Genomic DNA, 20,218 nt, shown 5'->3' with positions numbered 1-20,218 from the left:
TTAACGGCTAATTATGACGTTTCTTCAAAATTGCACTCACACCAACTAGTAAGGTTGCTGCAGTCAAACCAAGTAGTTCCGCCGCAACACTAGCTTGCCGATCATCATTGGTTTGCGGTAAAGTCGCTTGTTTGTGGGTGGCTGATTGATGAGCCGCGGTTGGCTTAACGGATTTAGTCGTCTTCGCCAGTTTAACCGTTTTTACATTGGCTGGTCGTGTCTGAGCAGGCTGTTCAACAGCCTGTGCTTGTTTGAGATCCACTGACCGCTTGACGCTAGCTTGTTTAGCAGTTGTTGTTGCGACGGTCTGAGCCTTATCCGGCGTCTTGACCGTTGCGACTTTATCTGGCGTGTCAGTCGTCTTAATTTTATCCGACTTATTAACTGTCACCGTCTTCACTGGTGTTTTTGGTGTCTCACCGGTTGAAAGCCTATCGGTAACGTAACGAATCGTTTGAACATCATCCACGCTAGCTGGCGTAACCATGACTGCCTGAGTACCCGTTACCACCGCATGATAGCCCGGAATACTGAACGCCGCGACGCGCTCAAAAGTGTGATCCGCCTGATTAGTCGACCAATTGCTATACGTTACGTCCCCGGTGACCTGATCAACCCGTTTAGTACGAGTGAATGTCATCGCTCTGACCGTATCATCGTGCAACTGCGTGCCAGTCGTACTCTGATAATGTACGGTTTGCGTGATCGTCTTGGTCTCGGTTGTCGCAGTTGTCACATGTGCAAGCTGAACCAGATAGCTGTGAACAACACCATCATCATTGAAAATAGCTCCTGAAACTGGATAGCTATCGCGGACAAGCACGTAGCCCTGATTACTGTAATCAGCAATTGTGTTAGCCGTGCGGTAATCGGATGATGTCTGATAATCGCCAGTCAAACTGACGGTCGCGAGCGTTTTATCCGTGGTGACATCAACATAGGTGACCGTCGCCTTTTCTGCGTTAAGCGCATACGTCACAATAATGTTGGTCGGTTGCGCCGCACTAGTTACTGCATCGTTTCCCGTGACCCGCGCCCGGTCAGCCGTATAGCCAATAATAACGGGTGACGTCACGGTGGTATAACGACCAGTAGCTGAAGTCCCATCCAGCCAATCAGTATAAACTACGGTAGGCTCAACTTCATCAATCGTGGCATCCCGATTAAACGTAATCAGTTGAACGCTGTCAGTGCCAGCCGAAGCCCCATTTTGATACCGATACTTAATCGTTTGACTGACTTGTTTCGTCAGATCTTGGGCGGTCGTTCCTACTGGATACTTCGGTCCGTCTGGATTGTCTGGATCAATTGGTTGGCCCGGCGTACCCGGATTACCTGGTGTAACCGTGACTAACTTATGCTTCAGTGTCACGGTATAAGTTTTAGCAAAATCATCGACATCGAACAGCATCCCCGATACGGGATAATTATCACGTACCAGTTCATAACCGTTTTTAACATAACCTGCAATGGTTTCAGCGGTCCGATAATTGGATTGTGTCCGATAGTCACCAGTCAAATTGGCCGTAGCGAGCGTTTTACCCGCCGTGACATCCACATAAGTGACCGTTGCTTTTTCAGGTTTGGCCGCATAGGTGACGACCACCTGTGTGTCTGAATCTGTATTAGCAACTGAATCACGACCAGCAACCTGTGTTTTATCAGCCGTATAGCCAGTAATGACGGGTGACATCACGGTGGTATAACGACCGCTAGCTGAAGTGCCATTCAACCAATCAGTATAAACTGCGGTAGGATCAACTTCATCAATCGTGGCATCCCGATTAAACGTTATTAGTTGAACGTTATCAGTGCCAGCCGAAGCGCCATTTTGATACCGATACTTAATCGTTTGACTGACTTGTTTCGTCAGATCTTGAGCGGTCGTTCCTACTGGATATTTCGGTCCGTCTGGATTGTCTGGATCAATTGGTTGGCCCGGCGTACCCGGATTCTCTGGTGTAACCGTGGCTAACTTATGCTTCAGTGTCACGGTATAGGTTTTGGCAAAATTATCGACGTCGAACACCGCCCCTGAAGTGGGATAGTTATCACGTACGAGTTGATAGCCATTCTTGACATAGCTCGCAATCGTTTCAGCCGTCCGGTAACTGGACGTAGTCTGATAGTCACCAGTCAAGCTTTTTATAGCGAGCGTTTTACCCGTAGTGACGTCTACATACGTGACCGTGGCGTTCTCTGGCTTAGCCTGATACGTGACCACGATGTTCGTGTCAGCATCCGCATTGTGCACCTCGTCATTACCCGCAATACGCGTTGAATCAGCAACATAGCCTTTAATTTCCGGTGAATCGACTGGCATGTAACGACCAGTCGTTGCCGTACCAGTCAACCAATCGGTATAAGTTAGCTTATTGTTAACCTCATCGACCGTCACGCTGCGCTTGAAAGTGATTGTTTGCGTATTAGCGTCGGCAGCAGTACTTTTATCCTGATACTGATAGTGAATGGTTTGATCAACTTGCTTAATCAAGTCTTGCACAGCCGTACCCGCTGGATATGTGGGTCCGTTTGGATTATCAGGGTCGATCGGCTCGCCTGGCGTACCCGGGTTCTCTGGGGTGAGCGGCAGGAGTTTATGTTGCAATTTGACAGTATAAGCCTGAGTACTTCCGTCTTTATCAAACACAGCACCGGATGTTGGATAATCATCACTGACCAGTTCATAGCCCATATTAAGGTACTGAGCGATTCGATCTGCTGTCCGATAATTCGAGACGGTCTGATAATCACCAGTTATCGGATCTGTCGTCAGCACCGCTCCCGTTGTCATATCTTCATAGGTCACCGTGGCTTTTTCAGGATTAGCCTGATAATAAACTTGTACATCTGGACTGAGATCCGTCCCACTCACCGTATCACGACCCGCAACACTGGTTGGGTCAGCCGTATAACCAGTAATCGAAGGTGAATCAACAGCCTCAAAACGACCAGTCATGGTCCCATCATCAGTCAACCAATCCGTGTAGACGACTGTGCCATTAACTTCATCCACCGTGACGTTACGACTAAAATTAACCGCTTGAACATTGTTCGGTTTAGCAGTGCGACCATCCTTGTATAAATACTGAATGGTTTGACTGACTTGCTCAGTTAAATCCTCAAAGTCAGTCCCCACTGGATATGTGGGTCCGTTTGGATTATCGGGGTCGATCGGCTCGCCTGGCATACCCGGATTATCTGGCGTGCGTGTTACAAATTTATGAACAAGTGTAACCTGGTACTTTTGAACACTGCCGTCTTGGTCATAGACTACCCCGGCTGTTGGATAGTCATCACGGTACAATTGATAGCCCGCATTCTCATATGCGGCAATCGTATCAGCTGTCCGATACGCATCCGTTGTCCCGTACGCTCCTTGTAAGGGTTCCGTCTTAATGACCTTGTTATCAGTTTGGTCAAAATACGTGACCGTCGCATACTCTTTGTTCACGGTATACGTCACAGGAATCGTCGTGTCATCATCCTGCCATACAACGGCGGGATTGCCGGCAATACTGGTTGAATCAGCCGTATAACCAGTAATCAAAGGTGAATCAACAGCCTCAAAACGACCAGTCACGGCCCCATCATCAGTCAACCAATCTGTGTAGACGACTGTGCCATTAACTTCATCCACCGTGACGTTACGACCAAAATTAACCGCTTGAACATTGTCCGGTTTAGCAGTGCGACCATCCTTGTATAAATACTGAATCGTTCGACTGACTTGCTCAGTTAAATCCTCAAAGTCAGTCCCCACTGGATATGTGGGTCCGTTTGGATTATCGGGGTCGATCGGCTCGCCTGGCGTACCCGGATTATCTGGCGTGCGTGTTACAAATTTATGAACAAGTGTAACCTGGTACTTTTGAACAATGCCGTCCTGGTCATAGACTCCCCCGGCTGTTGGATAGTCATCATCGACCAGGTCGTAGCCCGCATTCTCATACGCGGCAATCGTATCAGCCGTCCGATACGCATCCGTTGTCCCGTACGCTCCTTGTAAGGGTTCCGTCTTAATAACCTTGTTATCAGTTTGGTCAAAATACGTTACGATCGCCGTTTCAGTCTTGGCCAAATAACGATACGTCACGGTACCGCCCTGATCAGTTAACGTGCCATTATAGGCTAGTCCAGTATTGGGTGCTAACACATAGCCCGTCTTGGGTTTGGCTGCCGTCGTGTAGGTCAAATAGTCCGTGGCCGTTGCGTCCGTAGCATGTGTCGCCGTACCAGTTTCCGAAGCATCTACCTGAGTCTCACCATTAGCATCTACATGTTCGTAGAGGTACTTAACCGCAATATCACCAATTGTCAAGGTGCCAGGAATGACTGAAATGGTATAGTTTTTATTCACCGAATCATCAGCATCAGGAGTGGCCGTAATTGTCTTAGTTCCAACCGCACTCATGCCGTTGGTCACACGATACTTTAAGGTCTCACCATTAACTGTCCCAGTAACCACCGCCGCCAAATTCTTTTGCGTCCCATCCGACCAATAAATCTTGTTGGGAATCGTAATTGTTGCTTTGGCTGGATCAATTGTCAGCGTTCCATTGACATACGAAATTTTATAATTACTGGTATCGGCTGCCGTAGTCCCAGTCATTGCATAAGTGCCGACCGTAGTATAAGTCGTCGCACCACTGCCATCTGCTGCAACTGCGGTAAATACTAACTGATCATAATTGGTCCCGCTAGTAACAGTGGCAGTCGTGCCATGTGATCGGCCGTCATAAACTGCATTATCATCCTTGACCGTGACTGTCAGATCTGCTGGCGTGATCACCAACGTCCCATCCGTCGTGGTAACGGTATAGTTTTTAGCCAAAATCGCCGCTTGCGTGGGATCCGCTAACGCGTATGTCAGGTCGTCATAGGTACCGACGTTCGTGTCAGTCGTCGTGGTAAAGTCAAAATGATCATACACGGTTCCAGTCGTTACGGATGTCCCCTGAGGCTTGCCATTATAGGTCACTGTACCACTAGCTATCTTTAACTCGAGACCAGCAGCCTGCACCGCACCAGTCGTGGTGAAAACGGCCGCATCATCCAGAATATAATTCGACCCCAGCGCAGCTTGAACTGCCTTCCGACCAGCGTCATTAAGGGTGATTGCATATTTGCCAGTGTCCGCACCGGTCAAGTTAGTTTCGGTGCCTTGATACGTATAAGTAAAATCTGCCAACGTTAAAACACGTTGACCGACCTTGCCGGCTACGCCTGGTTTAGCATCGCCGATTTCGCCGTTACTAATTTGAAGGATATTTTGCTTTGTTGCATTTTTAACGGTGACTACCGGCAACATTGTCAATGATCCCGTATACAACTGTGAAGGCCGAAGTATAATTAGCCCATTCTTACCAGTGGTGGCTGTGATTTTTACAGGGACAATGTTAATTGTAAAGGTATAATCGGAGGCCCCAGTCGAAAAGGTTGGGACAAAGTCATCCAAATCACTGGTCGAGGTATCGTAAGCATTATAGTCTTGCATAACCCGGCTCATCCCAGCTTTACCCGCTGCATTGATCGTCACTGAGTAACTACCAATTTGGTCGAGCGTTGAAAAGTCCGTATCTCCGGAATATTTCGTGACCTGCCCATGTTCATCCGTATACACAACATCAACGTAATCATTGACATCAGCAGAGTCCAGAAAAAGTGCATATAGCAAATTGACCTTGTTGCCGTTTACATCTTCTAAGTAATTGCCCGCTGCATCTTGAATGTAGTAGGCGACGTCGTTAGCCGGCGTCTCATCTGGAGAACTAATATGAGATTCTAGATCCGCCAGCGACGCCTCGCCATAGTCCATCGACACGGTCCCCGTAGTTACTAACGATACGGTCGGCTTCGTTTCAGCTTCACTGGTGATAGCTGAAACCGCCTGTACTGCAGACTTAGTGACCGGCGTGTTTGCTGACCTGCTCGCTAGCGCACCCGTCAATGGGAGTGCCCGACTTGTCACTGCAGTCGTAATGGTCGGTGCTTCAGCAGTAGGTATGCTGGCTGTTTTCCCAGTTTCCGTACGCGTTTGGCTAGCTGTCGTAGCATCAGTGAGATCATTTGCCACTGATGAACTTGTCGTCTCAGTGTTTAGCACATCTGTGTCAGCACTCGTAGTAGCCGTTTTAGTTGCGGATGCTGATGTGGCTTCCGTGTTAGTAGATTTACTGGTGACACTTGGTGCACTAGCACTTGCGCCATCAGTACTTGATATGCTAGCACTTGAGTCAGCGCTACTTGAAGCAGTACCGACTTCGGCAGCTGGCTTCGTAGCTGCTGTCGACTGGCGATTACTGGAAGCTGAAGTTGCCCCAGTTGAATCAGTAGTCGCTTTAGTATCCTGAGTCGCGGCCGTTACATCAGTAGCAGCTTTTGCATCCTGAGTCGCGGTCTTAGTAGCTGTCGCCGTACTAGCTGATTTTAGTACGACGGCATTGCTCGGTTCTGCCATGTCGGAACTAACGCTAGCGCTATTGTCGGCCGTGTCAACCCCCGTACCCGTTGCGGCTTTCACTTGTTCAACTTGGCTAAAAGTCAAACCGATGCCAACTGAAAATACTGTGATACTAGCAGCCACCCAGCGCCGCCCCGATTTATAAAGCTTATAATGAGACTTACTTTCCAATCCCAACCTATTTAAACGATTCCGCATAATTCTGCCCTCCAAAGTTCAACCGTACCTGGAGCAATCAAGTTATTTAGCTGAGTAATATTTGGTGCGTTTCGTACCGTGCCGAAACGATTGTGTTAATCATCAAACTATCACCTAATTGACCCCTTCAATCATTAGTATACGTTCAAATAAGTTGAAATAACAAGTGCATAACAAAAAATAGACGAAATTATTTTTGAGATTATTTAATTGTAGTATCAGTTCACGCTATAACACTGCATTAAAATACTGATATAACCAACATATTGACACACTTATTTTGAATCTGGCTCATCCGCATCCCAGTTCGGTACTTATCAAACAATGTATAGCATTTGTTCTACGGCTGAAATCGTTTACCAGCTATTTAGCAGCACCAAACAATTTTTATCGCCCGCCAACCACATCACCTAATATTGTTAAGACGCGCAGATCATGAACTGTTTTTCCACACCAAAAAGCCCCTCTGAATGGGTTTCATTCAAAGGGGCACGGACATGCCACACGATGTTCTCATTTAAGCTGCTATCAATACACTTCCGATGACGCCCGGCCGCTTACGTTCAAAAACCATCGTCAGCCGACTGGAGACGGTCTGGTTTCGCTAGTAACTTCATCACTGACACACCCTAATCTAAATAGGTACTATGCATCCCAATATAGCCTAAATTCGTTCCCATTGGTTTGGCCGCGACTAATATTGGATAAATCTGATCATAAAAGTTTGAAGCAGCCTTCGAGAGGCCCTTGTTGCGTAGCGCCTCCATTTGAAAACTGACCACTAATTTATTTAACACAGCAATTGAATAGCGATGATGCTCCAAATCGGCTTTGGCCATCAACCCGATCTTACGTTCACGGTCGGTAAGATTAGGGTCGAGAACGAAGTCAACCAATTGACTCAATAACGCCTGTTCATCGACCTGATGTTTCCCCGTACGTCCAAACATCGGCTTTCACCTAACTCTCTTTTATTTTATCGTGCTCGCTTTGAGCAATCTCCCGTTTAGTTAACCCGGCCGCCAGCTTAGCACTAGTTATACACGTCAGGTACGCGACAACCCTGTTCAAATAAATCAGTTTAGTCTGATATCAAGTGATTCATATTCAGCTAATTGACGCATCCCAAGAAGCATTGCGTACTCGTATTACTATCATAATACTTCAAATTAGGAATTACGAGCTATCTCGTAAGATTGTTAAATTATAAATCCAAGCACAGCATGCTCACATTGTGAACCGACCTAAATTGGTCGATGATTTGACGATTGAGCGTGTCACTAACTTCGCCAATAAAAAAAGCTAGCTAATCATTAAAAATGATTAACTAGCTTTCCATCATCAGCTCAGCCTAAGCTGCAACCGATGACTGTTGACGTTGTGATTTAGCCACGACGACGTTCTGGGATCCGAGCAGCCTTACCATGTAAGTTACGTAAGTAGTATAACTTGGCACGACGTACACGACCTTGACGAACGACATCAATTGCGGCAACGCGTGGTGTGTGTAATGGGAATGTCCGTTCCACACCAACACCGTTACTGATCTTACGAACAGTATAAGTTTCGCTGATACCGGAACCATGGCGCTTGATAACAACACCTTCAAATAATTGGATCCGTTCGCGAGTACCTTCAACAACTCGTGCATGAACACGAACTGTGTCTCCAGCACGGAAATCAGGGATGTCCGTACGAAGTTGTTCATTGGTGATCTTTTCGATCAATTGGTTTTGACGCATAATGTATTTCTTCCTTTCGCCGACATTCGTGACAACCTGGTCAGCGGAACATCGTTAATGGGCACAATAGCCAATAAATAGAATACCATATTCGAGGGTGGGCACGCAAGTTTTTTTGAACTCTTCACGACTAACTTGTCCTAATTAACGGCATAGCCTAGACTTCCGACTCATCCGACTTGATATCTGCTAACATCTGTTTAGCTTTTCCTGACAATGATAGCCCCGTCAACATGTCCGGGCGCCGTTCATAGGTCCGTTTCAGTGCCTGTTCTAAGCGCCAATCATCAATTTTTCCATGATCACCACTCAGTAAGATATCTGGTACCTTCATACCACGAAAATCAGCAGGACGCGTATATTGTGGGTATTCCAGGAGACCGCTCGAAAAAGAATCCCCCGGAGCCGATTCCGAATTGCCAAGCACACCTGGTAAGAGCCGCACCGTCGCATCAATCATGACCATTGCACCCAGTTCACCACCAGTTAAAACGTAATCACCTAGCGAGACTTCATCGGTGACTAATGACCGAATCCGCTCATCATAACCCTCATAGTGGCCGCAAATAAAGGTCAAGTGTTCTTCCTGAGCAAAGTCTTCAGCAACGTGTTGATTGAACTGGACTCCCGCCGGATCCAATAAGATCACGCGACCGGGTGCCGGGTGTTTTTCCTGAACGCTGGCCAAAGCATCAAAAATTGGTTGTGGTTGGAGTAACATGCCCGCACCACCACCATACGGATAATCATCCACATGGTTATGCTTGTCGGTCGTAAAATCCCGAAAATTAGTGACATCAACATTGATGACGTCATTTTCAATGGCATTGCCAATCATCGACTCATGAAGCGGCCCCGCAAACATCTCTGGAAACAGGCTTAAAATATCGATTTGCATTAATCAATCAGCCCTTCCATTAGTTCAACAGTCACCACGCCCGCATCCAAGTCAACATCTTTAATGACCTGGGGAATCTTAGGTAGTAAGACGTCAGACTGACCATGATCCCGTTTGACCACCCAAACATCATTCGCACCAGGTGACAGAATCTCTTTAATAGTCCCTAAAGGCTCGTCAGCGGTCGTCACAACTTGTAGGCCGACAATTTGGTGATAGTAGTACTCACCCGCTGGTAAGGCATGTAATGCTTCAGCAGGAACTTTGATCGTCCACCCCTTATAGCGCTCCACATCATTGATGTTATCGAGCCCTTCAAAGGTAAGAAAGTACAGTCCCTTTTGCTCACGGGCCTTCGTGATTTTGACAGTAATCCCGCCAGTCGTTTCATCTGGGGTTTTAAATAAACTCAATTGTTGCCCTACTTTAAAGCGTTCTTCTGGAAAATCAGTCACGACAACGACTTTCACTTCACCACGAATGCCGTGGGTGTTAACTAGGGTGCCAACACGATAGTAATCCATTAGCTTCCTCCTCTTAATTAGCTTGATTGTTATTCGTTTTAAATGTCATCAACATGTTACAACTAATCTACTCAACGACGGTCATCGAGATACTTTGACTCGTCCTCAAAAACCGGAACAAGATATAAAAAAACTCTTAAACAAAACATCACTGCTTCGCTCAAGAGTTTTTTTGTTGTCCGTCTTCGATCGTAAGCCGGACACGTTTAGGTCCTGAAACTCGGACACTATACACAATTGTCCGAATTGCCGAAGCAACCCGTCCCTGCCGACCAATGACCCGGCCGATATCTTCGGGATTAACCGTTAAGTTGTATTCAAGATAACGCGTGGTTTCCTTAAAATCAACTTTAATATCGTCTGGATATTGAACTAACGGGGTGACAACCGTGGTGATTAAAGCTTTAATATCTGCCATGATCTATTACCGCTTTATTATTTAGTGAACTTAGCTTCGTGGTACTTCTTCATGATACCGGCCTTAGATAAGATATTCTTAACCGTATCTGAAGGTTGGGCACCATTGTTCAACCAACCGAGGATATCTTCCTCTTCAAGTTTAACTTGGGCTGGTTCTGTAAGTGGGTTGTATGTGCCGACTTGGGCGATAAAACGACCATCACGTGGTGAACGTGAATCTGCGACAACAATCCGGTAAAATGGATTTTTCTTAGAACCCATCCGCTTTAGACGAATCTTGACTGACATTTAAACACCTCCCGAATTCTTTAACAGGTAATAATATACCAGTAAATCAATAGCTTGTAAAGGACTTTTTCTTGACAGGCTAAAAAAACTTATAAATTAGCGTTTGCGACGCCGCATTGCTTTGGCTAAGCGCTTTTGTTTTTTCTTCTTAGTTTGACGAACCATTCGCTTCATGGCCATTTGTTGCATCTTACCACCGATACCACCACCGCCATTGGCACCACCCATGAGACCTTCCATACCAGCAAAGTTCCCTTTGGACATTTGATTCATCATCTTTTTGGTCTGGTTGAATTGCTTGATCATCCGGTTGACTTCATGAATTGGCCGCCCGGAACCAGCCGCAATCCGTCGACGCCGAGATGGGTTCAACAAATCCGGATCTGCTTTTTCGGCATTGGTCATCGAATAAACGATTGCCCGGATATGGGCAATGTCTTTCGGGTCCATGTTGATATTTTTCATCGCTGGATTGTTAGCCATGCCGGGAATCATCTTCATGATATCTTCCATGTTCCCCATCTTGTCAACTTGGTCTAATTGGTCGATAAAGTCATTGAAGTCAAAAGTGTTTTCCTGAATCTTCAGGTTCATTTCTTCGGCTTGTTTTTCGTCATATTGCTGTTGCGCCTTTTCAATCAGCGTCAGCATATCACCCATACCAAGAATCCGATCCGCCATCCGGTCTGGATGGAAGACATCAAGATCAGTCATCTTTTCGCCTTGACCGACAAACTTGATTGGCTTACCAGTGACGGCCCGGATTGATAGTGCAGCCCCACCACGAGTATCACCATCTAACTTCGTCAAGACGACCCCGGTCACATCCAGCTTATCGTTAAAGCCCTCCGCCGTATTAACGGCGTTTTGACCAGTCATCGCATCGATCACTAACAAAATTTCGTCAGGATGAACGAGATCTTTAATATTGGCCAACTCGTTCATCAACTGCTCATCGATTTGTAACCGACCAGCCGTATCAATAAACACGTAATCATTGTGGTTTTCTTGCGCCTGTGCCATCCCTTGACGCACAATCTCAACGGGATCGACATCGGTTCCTAGTTGGAAGACTGGAACGTCGATTTGGCGACCAACTTGTTGCAATTGTTCAATCGCGGCTGGCCGGTAAACGTCGGCCGCAATCATTAATGGTCGGGCATCCTGTTCGTTCTTTAATTTGAGGGCTAATTTTCCGACCGTCGTCGTTTTCCCGGCCCCTTGGAGCCCAGCCATCATGATGACCGTTGGAATCTTCGGCGATTTGTTCAGTGGAACTGCCTTTTCACCCATTGTTTTCGTTAATTCTTCATCAACGATTTTAACGATTTGTTGGGCTGGATTTAAACCTTCCAGCACCTTTGCGCCGAGCGCACGTTCGCGAACCGTTTTAACAAAATCCTTGACCACCGTAAAGTTAACGTCGGCTTCAAGTAATGCTAACCGAATTTCACGCATGGTTGCTCGAAGATCACTTTCCGAAATCTTCCCCTTGCGCCGTAAATTGGTCATTGCTTTTTGTAAACGTTCCGTTAGGCCTTCAAATGCCATTAGTGTCACCTAACCTTTATTATTATTCTGAGTCAGCTTCCAAGTTGACTAGTTGTTGAATCATCTTAATTAACTGGGTATCCCCATGGTAATTTTGCTTAATATAGTCAGAGATCGCGTCAACTTCGTGATTACGTTCCACAAAGTCGTGGTAGAGATGCAGCTTAGCCTCATAACCTTCTAAAATCTTTTCGGTCCGCTTGATGTTATCATAGACGGCCTGGCGCGAAACTGAGAACTCCGCTGCAATCTCGCCTAAGGAATAGTCATCAGCGTAGTACAGTTGAATATAGGCTTTTTGCTTATTCGTTAATAACGGTTCATAAAACTCGAATAACGAATTGATTCGATAATTTTTTTCAATTTCCATGTGGGGACTCCTCACGCTTATCATACAGACTACACACTAAATAAGAGTACCGATTTTATCGCCATTCGTCAACTATCAGTCGCTATTTGTGGTAAAAATAAATGGTAATCGTCCTCGTGCTGAGAACAATTACCATTCGTTAACTGGCTTTCAATTTAAGACCATCATCAACTGATTTAACCCGTGATAATATCTTTAAATAACCCGTAGACAAAGTCATTGGCATTGAATGGTCGTAAATCAGTCACCTTTTCACCTAAACCAACGTACTTTACAGCAAGATGCAATTCATTACGAATAGCTAAGACGATCCCACCACGTGCCGTACCATCAAGTTTAGTTAACACAATCCCACTGACATCCGTCGACTGTTTAAACAATTTGGCTTGGTTCAGCGCGTTTTGCCCAGTCGTGGCATCCAGCACCAGTAAGACCTCATGTGGTGCATCAGGGATTTCACGGGTGATGACCCGCTTGATCTTTTCCAATTCATTCATCAAGTTGACTTTGTTTTGAAGCCGACCAGCAGTGTCCACAAAGAGCACGTCATAATCTTCGGCCTTAGCCTTCTTAACCGCGTCAAAGCAAACGGCCGCTGGATCACTTTTTTCGGCCTTAGCGACCACGTCAACCCCGTCTCGTTGCCCCCAGACTTGCAACTGCTGGATTGCACCAGCTCTAAACGTATCACAAGCCGCCAACAAGACCTTCTTGCCTTGCTGCTTGTACATGTTCGCCATCTTACCGATTGTAGTGGTCTTACCAGCACCATTGACCCCGACAAATAAAATAACGGTTGGACCACTCTTAGCCATGTGAATCGAGTTATCCTCGCCTTCACCAGCTTCACCGTACATATCAACGAGCTTTTCGACGATGACGCTTGAGATTTCTTTCTTGCTCTTCGCGTTCTTTAATTTAACTTCGTCACGTAGCTCGTCACTAATTCGCATCGCGGTCTCATAACCCACATCAGATTCAATCAGCGTATCTTCCAAATCATCGAAGAACGCTTCGTCGACATGGCGGAAATTAGCCAAGAAGGCATTGATACGATCACCAAACGTTTTCCGCGACTTTTTCAGTCCTTCATCATAACGTTCTGCCTCAGTTGGCTCCGGCTCAGCCGATTCCGAATCAGCCGCCGCATTAACAGTCGGTGCGGCGGATTCAGTCGCAGTCGTCGCTGATGACTTGACTGCTGGCGCCGTACTGGCTACTGATTCTGACATAGCGTTGCCTTCAACTACCGCATCAGACTTAGTCGCTAACGCCACGTCGCTCGCGGCCGCTTGACTAACTTGTGCCGCACTCGCACTTAATGCAGCTAGTGACTGGGCAACCATTGCACTGGCTGTGAGTGGCGCTTCCGACACCGTCGCCGATTGCAGTGATGCTTGTGAACCAGACTGTGCACTCACTGCCGCCGTGCTATCGGCCGGGGCTTCACTAGTAGCTGCCGATTTTACTGTCGCTGGTTCGTCCGCAGTGCTTGTCGCTTCGCTTACGGCTGTACTGGACACCGGTGTCGCAGTTGATTCAGTTGTTGCGCCCTCCGAGCGAGCTGGCTGTTGTGACGAAGGGGCCCGGTCGTCACTGACCGGTGCGTTAGCTTGACTTGTCGTTGCTGGCGCTTCACTGGCAGCTGACGTTGTTTGAGCGTCATCTGATTCTGGTAAACTAAACGCTTTTTTTAACCGACTAAATAGTCCCATCTTCAACACTTCCTTTAATTATTTTTGTTCATCTTTTAAATCTGCCAAGGAGACTGAGACCATCTTGGAGACACCTGACTCTTCCATGGTTACCCCATAAAGTACGTCAGCGTGCATCATTGTTCCTTTTCGATGAGTAATGATCACAAACTGCGTTCCCGTTTGAAAATCATTCAAATACTGACTGAACCGATCCACGTTGGCATCGTCTAACGCAGCTTCGGCTTCATCTAAGATACTGAATGGCACGGGGCGCACTGCTAAAATGGCAAATAATAACGTAATAGCCGTTAACGCCCGTTCCCCACCAGAAAGTAAGCTTAATCGCTGAAATTTTTTGCCCGGTGGCTGGGCCATGATATCAACCCCACTGGTCAATAAATGTTCTGGGTCGGTCAAGATCAATTCAGCCTTACCGCCGCCAAACATCTGTTCAAAAATCGTACTAAATTCGCTAGCGACTTGATCAAATGCCGTTTTAAAGCGGGTGGCAACGGTCGTATCCAAATCAGCCATTGTTTGCAGTAAGTGTTCCTTGGCTTCAGTTAAATCGGAAGCTTGGTTATTGAGAAAGTCAAAGCGTTCCTTGACCCGCTCGAATTCGTCAATCGCGCCGAGGTTTACCGTTCCAATCTCATCCAAGCCCCGTTTAAGCAGTTTCAACTGTTCTGTAATCGCAGGTAACGCTAAGTCACTGACGTCAGCTTGTGCTGCGGCAACTGTCAACTGGTACTTTTCAGCCAGATCAGCCGTGGCGTGGTCGACTTCGCCAGTCAATTTTGTTTGGCTTAATTCCAAGCGACGGTAATCATCCGTTGCGGCCGCTGCGAGTTGTTGCAACCGAACTTGCTGGGTCGATAATTCTTCAACCTGATCATTAAGCGTTGCTAGCTGTTGTTCACACGTTTTCCGTTGTTCTTCAACCGCAGCCTGTTTAGCCTTAGCTGTTTTCAAGACCGTATCGCGTTCTGCGACCGACATTTGCTGGCTCGCTAACGTTGTTTTAATTGCTGTTAAATCCGCTTGAATTTGCTTTTTCGTCTCTTCATTTTGCGCCAAGGTCGCCTGACATTGTTCTAATTGTCGTTGCGTTTGTTTCACGTGTTCCTGCAACGTAATCAGTTGTTCACGCTGGGCTTGTAATTTCGTCGTTTGAGTCTGTTGATAACTTTCGTAATCCGTTTGCTGTTGTTGGACTGTTTTCATTTGGTCCTGATAGTCTTTAAGCTTAGCCGCATTAGCCGCTTGCGCTTGTTGATTACGAGCCACTAAGTCTTCATAGCTATCATCAGCTTGCGTCTGTTGCTGCTCATAAGTTAAAGCCTTAACTTGACGACTTAGCTGCGTTTGCTCGCTCTGTGCCGCCTGTAACTGGGCCTGTGTCTGACTAAGGCGATCCTTAAGTTCACTTAGTTGTTGGCGGGTCGTTTCAACCTGAACCGTCAAGTCTTGGTTAGCTTTTTTAAGGTCTGCTAGCCCTTGTTCATAGGTTACTAATTCAGACTGCATCTGGGCAACATTAGCTGCAATTTTTTCCGCGGATTGTTGCTGTTGGAGTAGCCCATTATCATCATGGCGAGTCGCACCACCGGTGATGGCCCCACTGGCCGCAATCGTTTCACCATCAATGGTTACCAATTTGCACCGAAAACGTCTGCTCCGTGAAATTGCCATCGCGTGGTCTAGCGTGTCCACAATCGCCGTTGTTCCTAACAAGTAACGTTTGATTGCCGTCAATCGTGATTCACAATCGACCAACTCGCTAGCCACGCCCAACACACCAGGTTGTTGTGATAAATCGCGCTCAGTGTTAACGGGAAGTTGACGAGCTGTGATCCGCTCGATAGGCAAAAAGGTTGCCCGACCGGCGTGATTTTGTTTTAAGAAATTAACAACAGTTTTAGCCGTCTGTTGTGTGTCACAAACAATATTTTGCAACTGTCCGCCCAGCGCAACTTCGACCGCCTTAGTATACTGATCAGGAACGGTCAGGAGTTCTGAAACGGCCCCGGCAACGCCACTAAACTGTTGGCGATGTTGTAAGACCATTCGAACGCCCGCATAAAAGTTCGTATAGCGTTCCTGAACAGCTTGCAACGCCTCTAGCCGTGACTTTTCACGCTGCATCAAGCCAGCCGCGTCTAACCAACGTTGCTGTTGCTCGTCGATCCGCTCTGCATTCGTTTTTACTTGGGCTTGTTGGGCTGTTAGCGTGGCCTGCTGCTGATTAACTTGATTTTCTAAATCACGTTGCTCACGATTGTGCACGTCTACGGTCGTCTGCACCCGTTTCAAGTTAGCCTGAGCCTGTGCTAGCCGTTCTGCTAACGCTGTGCTCTGACTGCCAGACTGTTGATGTTGCTTAACGAGGTTCTTCGCTTCGTTATTCAGTTCAGCCTGAACTTGTTTTTCATCAATATAAGCATTGCGTAATTTTTCCAGCTCATCAGCCAACTGCTGACGGCCGGCCGCACTCGTTGCCGTCGTTAACTCGGCAACTTGCGCTTTGACTGCCTTAACTTGGGCTTGCTGCTCAGATAATGTTTGTTCTAATTGGGTTTGTTGCTCGGTTTGCGTCGCAATCTGTTGCTCAGTTGCGGTCAAACTGGCCGTCAGCCGTTCCTGCTCAGACTGTTGGTTTTGCCGCCGTTCAGCGTCAACCCCTTGTTGTCCTTGCGTGTTTTCGATGGTCTTAATCAGCTCAAGATTTTGTGCTACCAGCTCATCTTTTTGCTTTAATTGAGCTGTCTGCTGGGTTTTTAAATTAGCTAGCTTGGTTGCACCAGCATCAACTTGTTGCTGATACTTAGCCACTAACGCCTTGGCACTAGCTAACTTTTCATTGACACCTTGTAGTTGATCACGAGCAATCGTCAACTTCTTAACGAGCCGCGAACGGTCCAAATAATCAAATTTTTGTTTTTGATCTTGATAATCCCGGGCAAGACTCGCCTGTTCTTCCAACGGCCCCTTTTGCTGATTCAATTCAGCAATGATATCGTTCACGCGGTCTAAATAATCCGTCGTTTCCGCTAATTTATTCTCCGTCGTGAACTTATCCTTTTTGTACTTTAAGACCCCAGCGACATCTTCGATAATGCTGCGGCGCTCTTCTGGTTTCGCATTAAAGACCGCCTCAACACGACCTTGAGAAATCACTGAAAATGAGTCTTTTCCCAGACCAGTATCAATCATCAAATTCGTAATATCTTTCAACCGGCAACTCTGATTATTAATTAAATAATCGCTGTCACCGTTACGAAAGAGTTTCCGCGTAATACTAACTTCTGCGTAATCCAAAGGTAAAAAGTGGTCACTGTTATCAAACGTGATCGTGACTTTAGCCATATTCAACGGTTTTCGATTAGCCGAGCCGGCAAAAATGACGTCGGTCATCTTAGTGCCGCGTAAACTTTTGACGGCCTGTTCTCCGAGGACCCAGCGAATAGCTTCAATAATGTTACTCTTACCACTACCGTTTGGGCCGACAATCCCCGTCATTCCGGCTTGAAAATCAATTTTGGTTTTATCAGCAAATGATTTAAATCCGCTGATTTCTAATGATTTAAGTTGCATTCGACACAAACTTCCTGTAATTATTAATGGTTACTTTTGCTGTAATTGTGAATAAGCTTGCCGAGCAGCGCTCTGTTCGGCTTCCTTCTTGGAATGCCCCCAGCCCTCACCGATTTTTTGACCATCGGCAAGTACGGCAATCTCATAAGACCGCTCATTGGCTGGACCATCTTGTTCAATTAATTGATAGTCGATTGCGACATCGCCATCCCGTTGCAAGTATTCTTGCAAGGTCGTCTTATAATCAAAAACGCCATCAAAACGACCCTCATCCAGCTTAGGAAAAATTACTTGATGAACGAACTTCAAAACAGGTTCCCGTCCTTGATCCAGGTACAGTGCCCCGACAAATGATTCAAAAATATCACATAAAAGTGAATCTCGTTCCCAAGCATGCGCTTTTTGTTCGCCCTTGCCTAACCGGATGTACTGAGGAAAGTCACATTCACGGGCAAAGCTTGCAAAACTTTCTTCACAAACCATGGCGGCCCGTAAACGAGTCAACTTACCTTGGGGCATGTCTTTATAACGTTTGTATAAATATTCGGACACCACTAACTCCAAGACGGCATCCCCCAAAAATTCGACCCGTTCGTAATACTTCAACTGTTGGTCCTGATGTTCATTGACATACGAGGCTTGTGTAAACGCCTCCGCCAATAAATCGGGATCTTTAAACACAATGCCAAACCGTTCCTTCAACATTGCAGCTAATTCTGTAATCATTTGAAACTTCCTTTCGTTATCATTCTATCGACTAACCCCATTGGATCAGCCAGTTATCACAATCTGTTACTGGTGGTGCCTAACTTAGCATGAATCATTATTTAAGGTGGTCATTCATCTGCCGTTCGAGTGCTTCCGACATGTATTCAGTGCTACTCTTACACGCAATGTTCAGTTTCACCCAGCCGTGGCAATCGACCGTGGATGATCAGAAGCCAACAATATAGAAACACAAGTTAAAAGTCCGCTTAAGTAAGGATTCATCTGATAATCAGTCAGTCAACAGGTCACACATTGCATATCATAACATTATACTATGATTTAGTGGTCAATAACAATGATATCGGTACTTTCGTAGTCAGACAAGCAAAAACAGGTAACCATGTTGGCTACCTGTTTTTGCTTGGTCAATTAACTTATTTTGCTTGGTGCGCTGCCACGTAATCGACGACTTCGCCGACCGTTGACAATTTTTCGGCATCTTCGTCTGAGATTTCGCTACCAAAGGTGTCTTCTAATTCCAGTACAAACTCAACAAAATCGATGGAATCAGCATCCAAATCGGTTTGCAAGTTCATTTCGTTGGTAATCGTTGCTTTATCAACTTCGAACCGATCAGCAATGATATCCGCAATTTTATCGAAAATTTCTTCTTTCGTCATGTAAAGATCCCTCACTAACTTGAATTCACTAAAGTATTCTAATCGTTTTCAGCAGGAATGTCTACACTTGCTTGCTGATTAGCTTGTTGATTAGCAAAATATTCCGCAACTCCTGGGACGATATCCGTACTGACCATCTGGCGAATTTGGCGGATAGTATTCACGATTGTTGGCGCTTTGCTGGAACCGTGCGTCTTAACGACCGGCGCCTTCAATCCTAGTAAGACCGCGCCACCGTACTGAGAATAGTCCATTTGAGACCGGATTTCATTAAACCCATTCTTAAGCAATAGGCCGCCTAACTTGCCACTGATACCGGTGTCATAGACGGCATCTTTCACTAAACCGAGCATGGAACGCGCCGTACCTTCAATGCTCTTCAAAACGGCGTTACCCGTAAAACCATCCGTTACGACGACATCAGCAACCCCGTTCAATAAGTCCCGGGATTCAACATTACCGACAAAATTGATACCGTCAGTCTGTGACAAGAGTTCAAACGCTGCCTTATGGACCTTATTTCCCTTGTCATCTTCCGTCCCGTTATTGAGTAAGGCAACCCGTGGATGCTTAGCTTGCATCATCCGTTCTGCATAGTACGTCCCTAACACACCGTATTGTTGCAAGTTCAGTGGCTTACTATCAGCATTAGCACCAATATCCATCATCACAAAGTTCGATTGGTTAGCATTGCGTACCACTGGCAATACCGTCACTAATCCCGGTCGGTCGATGCCTTTGATCCGGCCCACGATAAATAACCCGGCCGCCAGAACGGCCCCCGAATTACCGGCAGAAAAGAAGGCGTCCGCCTGGCCATCCTTCACGGCCTGAGCCGCCATTACGATTGATGAATGCTTCTTACGGCGAACGGCACGTACGGGTTCATCCTCCATCGTAATAACTTCATCAGCATTGATGATTTGAATCCGATCACGGTTCTTCAGTTGCGCGTTAATCACATCGCGTTGACCATATAATAAAAAGACCGTATCCTCAAATAAATCACGAGCCTGTTCGACCCCCTCGATCACAGCGTTAGGGGCGTAATCGCCACCCATGGCATCAATCGCAATTTTAATCAT

The 20,218-nt window shown here is 46.4% G+C and carries 14 protein-coding genes; all 14 read right to left on the bottom strand.

The features are described from left to right. Positions 1-7: 7 nt before the first annotated feature. The 14 genes from MZO41_RS01675 to plsX all read right to left on the bottom strand — a co-directional run bounded on the left by MZO41_RS01675 (position 8) and on the right by plsX (position 20,218). The gene (locus tag MZO41_RS01675) at positions 8-6,661 is read right to left on the bottom strand and encodes a mucin-binding protein (protein ID WP_058906884.1); all 6,654 of its coding nucleotides are present in this window, start codon (positions 6,659-6,661) and stop codon (positions 8-10) included. A gap of 629 nt (positions 6,662-7,290) precedes the next feature. Beyond that, positions 7,291-7,611: a bacteriocin immunity family protein gene (locus tag MZO41_RS01670; RefSeq protein WP_003640386.1), complete on the bottom strand. Its 321-nt coding sequence runs from the start codon at positions 7,609-7,611 to the stop codon at positions 7,291-7,293. 435 nt (positions 7,612-8,046) lie between these two features. Next, on the bottom strand, positions 8,047-8,403 hold the full coding sequence (rplS, locus tag MZO41_RS01665; RefSeq protein WP_003640385.1) for a 50S ribosomal protein L19: 357 nt from the start codon (positions 8,401-8,403) through the stop codon (positions 8,047-8,049). A gap of 157 nt (positions 8,404-8,560) precedes the next feature. Then, complete coding sequence (trmD, locus tag MZO41_RS01660; protein WP_058906885.1) at positions 8,561-9,301, bottom strand: tRNA (guanosine(37)-N1)-methyltransferase TrmD; 741 nt, start codon at positions 9,299-9,301, stop codon at positions 8,561-8,563. Continuing rightward, on the bottom strand, positions 9,301-9,825 hold the full coding sequence (gene rimM / locus MZO41_RS01655) for a ribosome maturation factor RimM (RefSeq protein WP_128650830.1): 525 nt from the start codon (positions 9,823-9,825) through the stop codon (positions 9,301-9,303). The genes trmD and rimM overlap by 1 nt, the downstream gene beginning before the upstream one ends. Positions 9,826-9,985: 160 nt before the next feature. Continuing rightward, entirely contained in the window at positions 9,986-10,243 is a 258-nt protein-coding gene (khpA, locus tag MZO41_RS01650; RefSeq protein WP_003640382.1) for an RNA-binding protein KhpA, read from the bottom strand. A 17-nt stretch (positions 10,244-10,260) separates the two neighbouring features. Next, positions 10,261-10,533 (bottom strand): 30S ribosomal protein S16, encoded by a 273-nt coding sequence (gene rpsP / locus MZO41_RS01645; protein ID WP_003638633.1) that lies wholly within the window; start codon positions 10,531-10,533, stop codon positions 10,261-10,263. A 96-nt stretch (positions 10,534-10,629) separates the two neighbouring features. Further along, positions 10,630-12,084, bottom strand: coding sequence for a signal recognition particle protein (gene ffh, locus MZO41_RS01640; protein WP_003640381.1), 1,455 nt, complete (start codon positions 12,082-12,084; stop codon positions 10,630-10,632). 22 nt (positions 12,085-12,106) lie between these two features. After that, positions 12,107-12,454: a putative DNA-binding protein gene (locus MZO41_RS01635; RefSeq protein ID WP_003640380.1), complete on the bottom strand. Its 348-nt coding sequence runs from the start codon at positions 12,452-12,454 to the stop codon at positions 12,107-12,109. 176 nt (positions 12,455-12,630) lie between these two features. Beyond that, on the bottom strand, positions 12,631-14,169 hold the full coding sequence (ftsY, locus tag MZO41_RS01630) for a signal recognition particle-docking protein FtsY (protein ID WP_003640379.1): 1,539 nt from the start codon (positions 14,167-14,169) through the stop codon (positions 12,631-12,633). 18 nt (positions 14,170-14,187) lie between these two features. Beyond that, on the bottom strand, positions 14,188-17,745 hold the full coding sequence (gene smc, locus MZO41_RS01625; RefSeq protein WP_003640378.1) for a chromosome segregation protein SMC: 3,558 nt from the start codon (positions 17,743-17,745) through the stop codon (positions 14,188-14,190). 30 nt (positions 17,746-17,775) lie between these two features. Further along, the gene (rnc, locus tag MZO41_RS01620; protein ID WP_058906886.1) at positions 17,776-18,471 is read right to left on the bottom strand and encodes a ribonuclease III; all 696 of its coding nucleotides are present in this window, start codon (positions 18,469-18,471) and stop codon (positions 17,776-17,778) included. Between the two features lie 416 nt (positions 18,472-18,887). Further along, the gene (acpP, locus tag MZO41_RS01615) at positions 18,888-19,133 is read right to left on the bottom strand and encodes an acyl carrier protein (RefSeq protein ID WP_003640376.1); all 246 of its coding nucleotides are present in this window, start codon (positions 19,131-19,133) and stop codon (positions 18,888-18,890) included. Positions 19,134-19,171: 38 nt separating this feature from the next. Next, positions 19,172-20,218, bottom strand: a complete 1,047-nt coding sequence (gene plsX / locus MZO41_RS01610) for a phosphate acyltransferase PlsX (RefSeq protein ID WP_003640375.1) — start codon at positions 20,216-20,218, stop codon at positions 19,172-19,174.

Source organism: Lactiplantibacillus sp. C232, assembly GCF_023806725.1.
GTDB lineage: Bacteria > Bacillota > Bacilli > Lactobacillales > Lactobacillaceae > Lactiplantibacillus > Lactiplantibacillus plantarum.
This window is presented reverse-complemented; position numbering and strand designations above follow the sequence as displayed.

What these genes read in the sequence shown, in the direction of transcription:
- ffh (WP_003640381.1), bottom strand. Translation starts at nt 12,084, where the DNA reads ATGGCATTTGAAGGCCTAACGGAACGTTTACAAAAAGCAATGACCAAT.
- rpsP (WP_003638633.1), bottom strand. Translation starts at nt 10,533, where the DNA reads ATGTCAGTCAAGATTCGTCTAAAGCGGATGGGTTCTAAGAAAAATCCA.
- rimM (WP_128650830.1), bottom strand. Translation starts at nt 9,825, where the DNA reads ATGGATTACTATCGTGTTGGCACCCTAGTTAACACCCACGGCATTCGT.
- plsX (WP_003640375.1), bottom strand. Translation starts at nt 20,218, where the DNA reads ATGATTAAAATTGCGATTGATGCCATGGGTGGCGATTACGCCCCTAAC.
- acpP (WP_003640376.1), bottom strand. Translation starts at nt 19,133, where the DNA reads ATGACGAAAGAAGAAATTTTCGATAAAATTGCGGATATCATTGCTGAT.
- MZO41_RS01670 (WP_003640386.1), bottom strand. Translation starts at nt 7,611, where the DNA reads ATGTTTGGACGTACGGGGAAACATCAGGTCGATGAACAGGCGTTATTG.
- khpA (WP_003640382.1), bottom strand. Translation starts at nt 10,243, where the DNA reads ATGGCAGATATTAAAGCTTTAATCACCACGGTTGTCACCCCGTTAGTT.
- rnc (WP_058906886.1), bottom strand. Translation starts at nt 18,471, where the DNA reads ATGATTACAGAATTAGCTGCAATGTTGAAGGAACGGTTTGGCATTGTG.
- MZO41_RS01675 (WP_058906884.1), bottom strand. Translation starts at nt 6,661, where the DNA reads ATGCGGAATCGTTTAAATAGGTTGGGATTGGAAAGTAAGTCTCATTAT.
- rplS (WP_003640385.1), bottom strand. Translation starts at nt 8,403, where the DNA reads ATGCGTCAAAACCAATTGATCGAAAAGATCACCAATGAACAACTTCGT.
- smc (WP_003640378.1), bottom strand. Translation starts at nt 17,745, where the DNA reads ATGCAACTTAAATCATTAGAAATCAGCGGATTTAAATCATTTGCTGAT.
- trmD (WP_058906885.1), bottom strand. Translation starts at nt 9,301, where the DNA reads ATGCAAATCGATATTTTAAGCCTGTTTCCAGAGATGTTTGCGGGGCCG.
- ftsY (WP_003640379.1), bottom strand. Translation starts at nt 14,169, where the DNA reads ATGGGACTATTTAGTCGGTTAAAAAAAGCGTTTAGTTTACCAGAATCA.
- MZO41_RS01635 (WP_003640380.1), bottom strand. Translation starts at nt 12,454, where the DNA reads ATGGAAATTGAAAAAAATTATCGAATCAATTCGTTATTCGAGTTTTAT.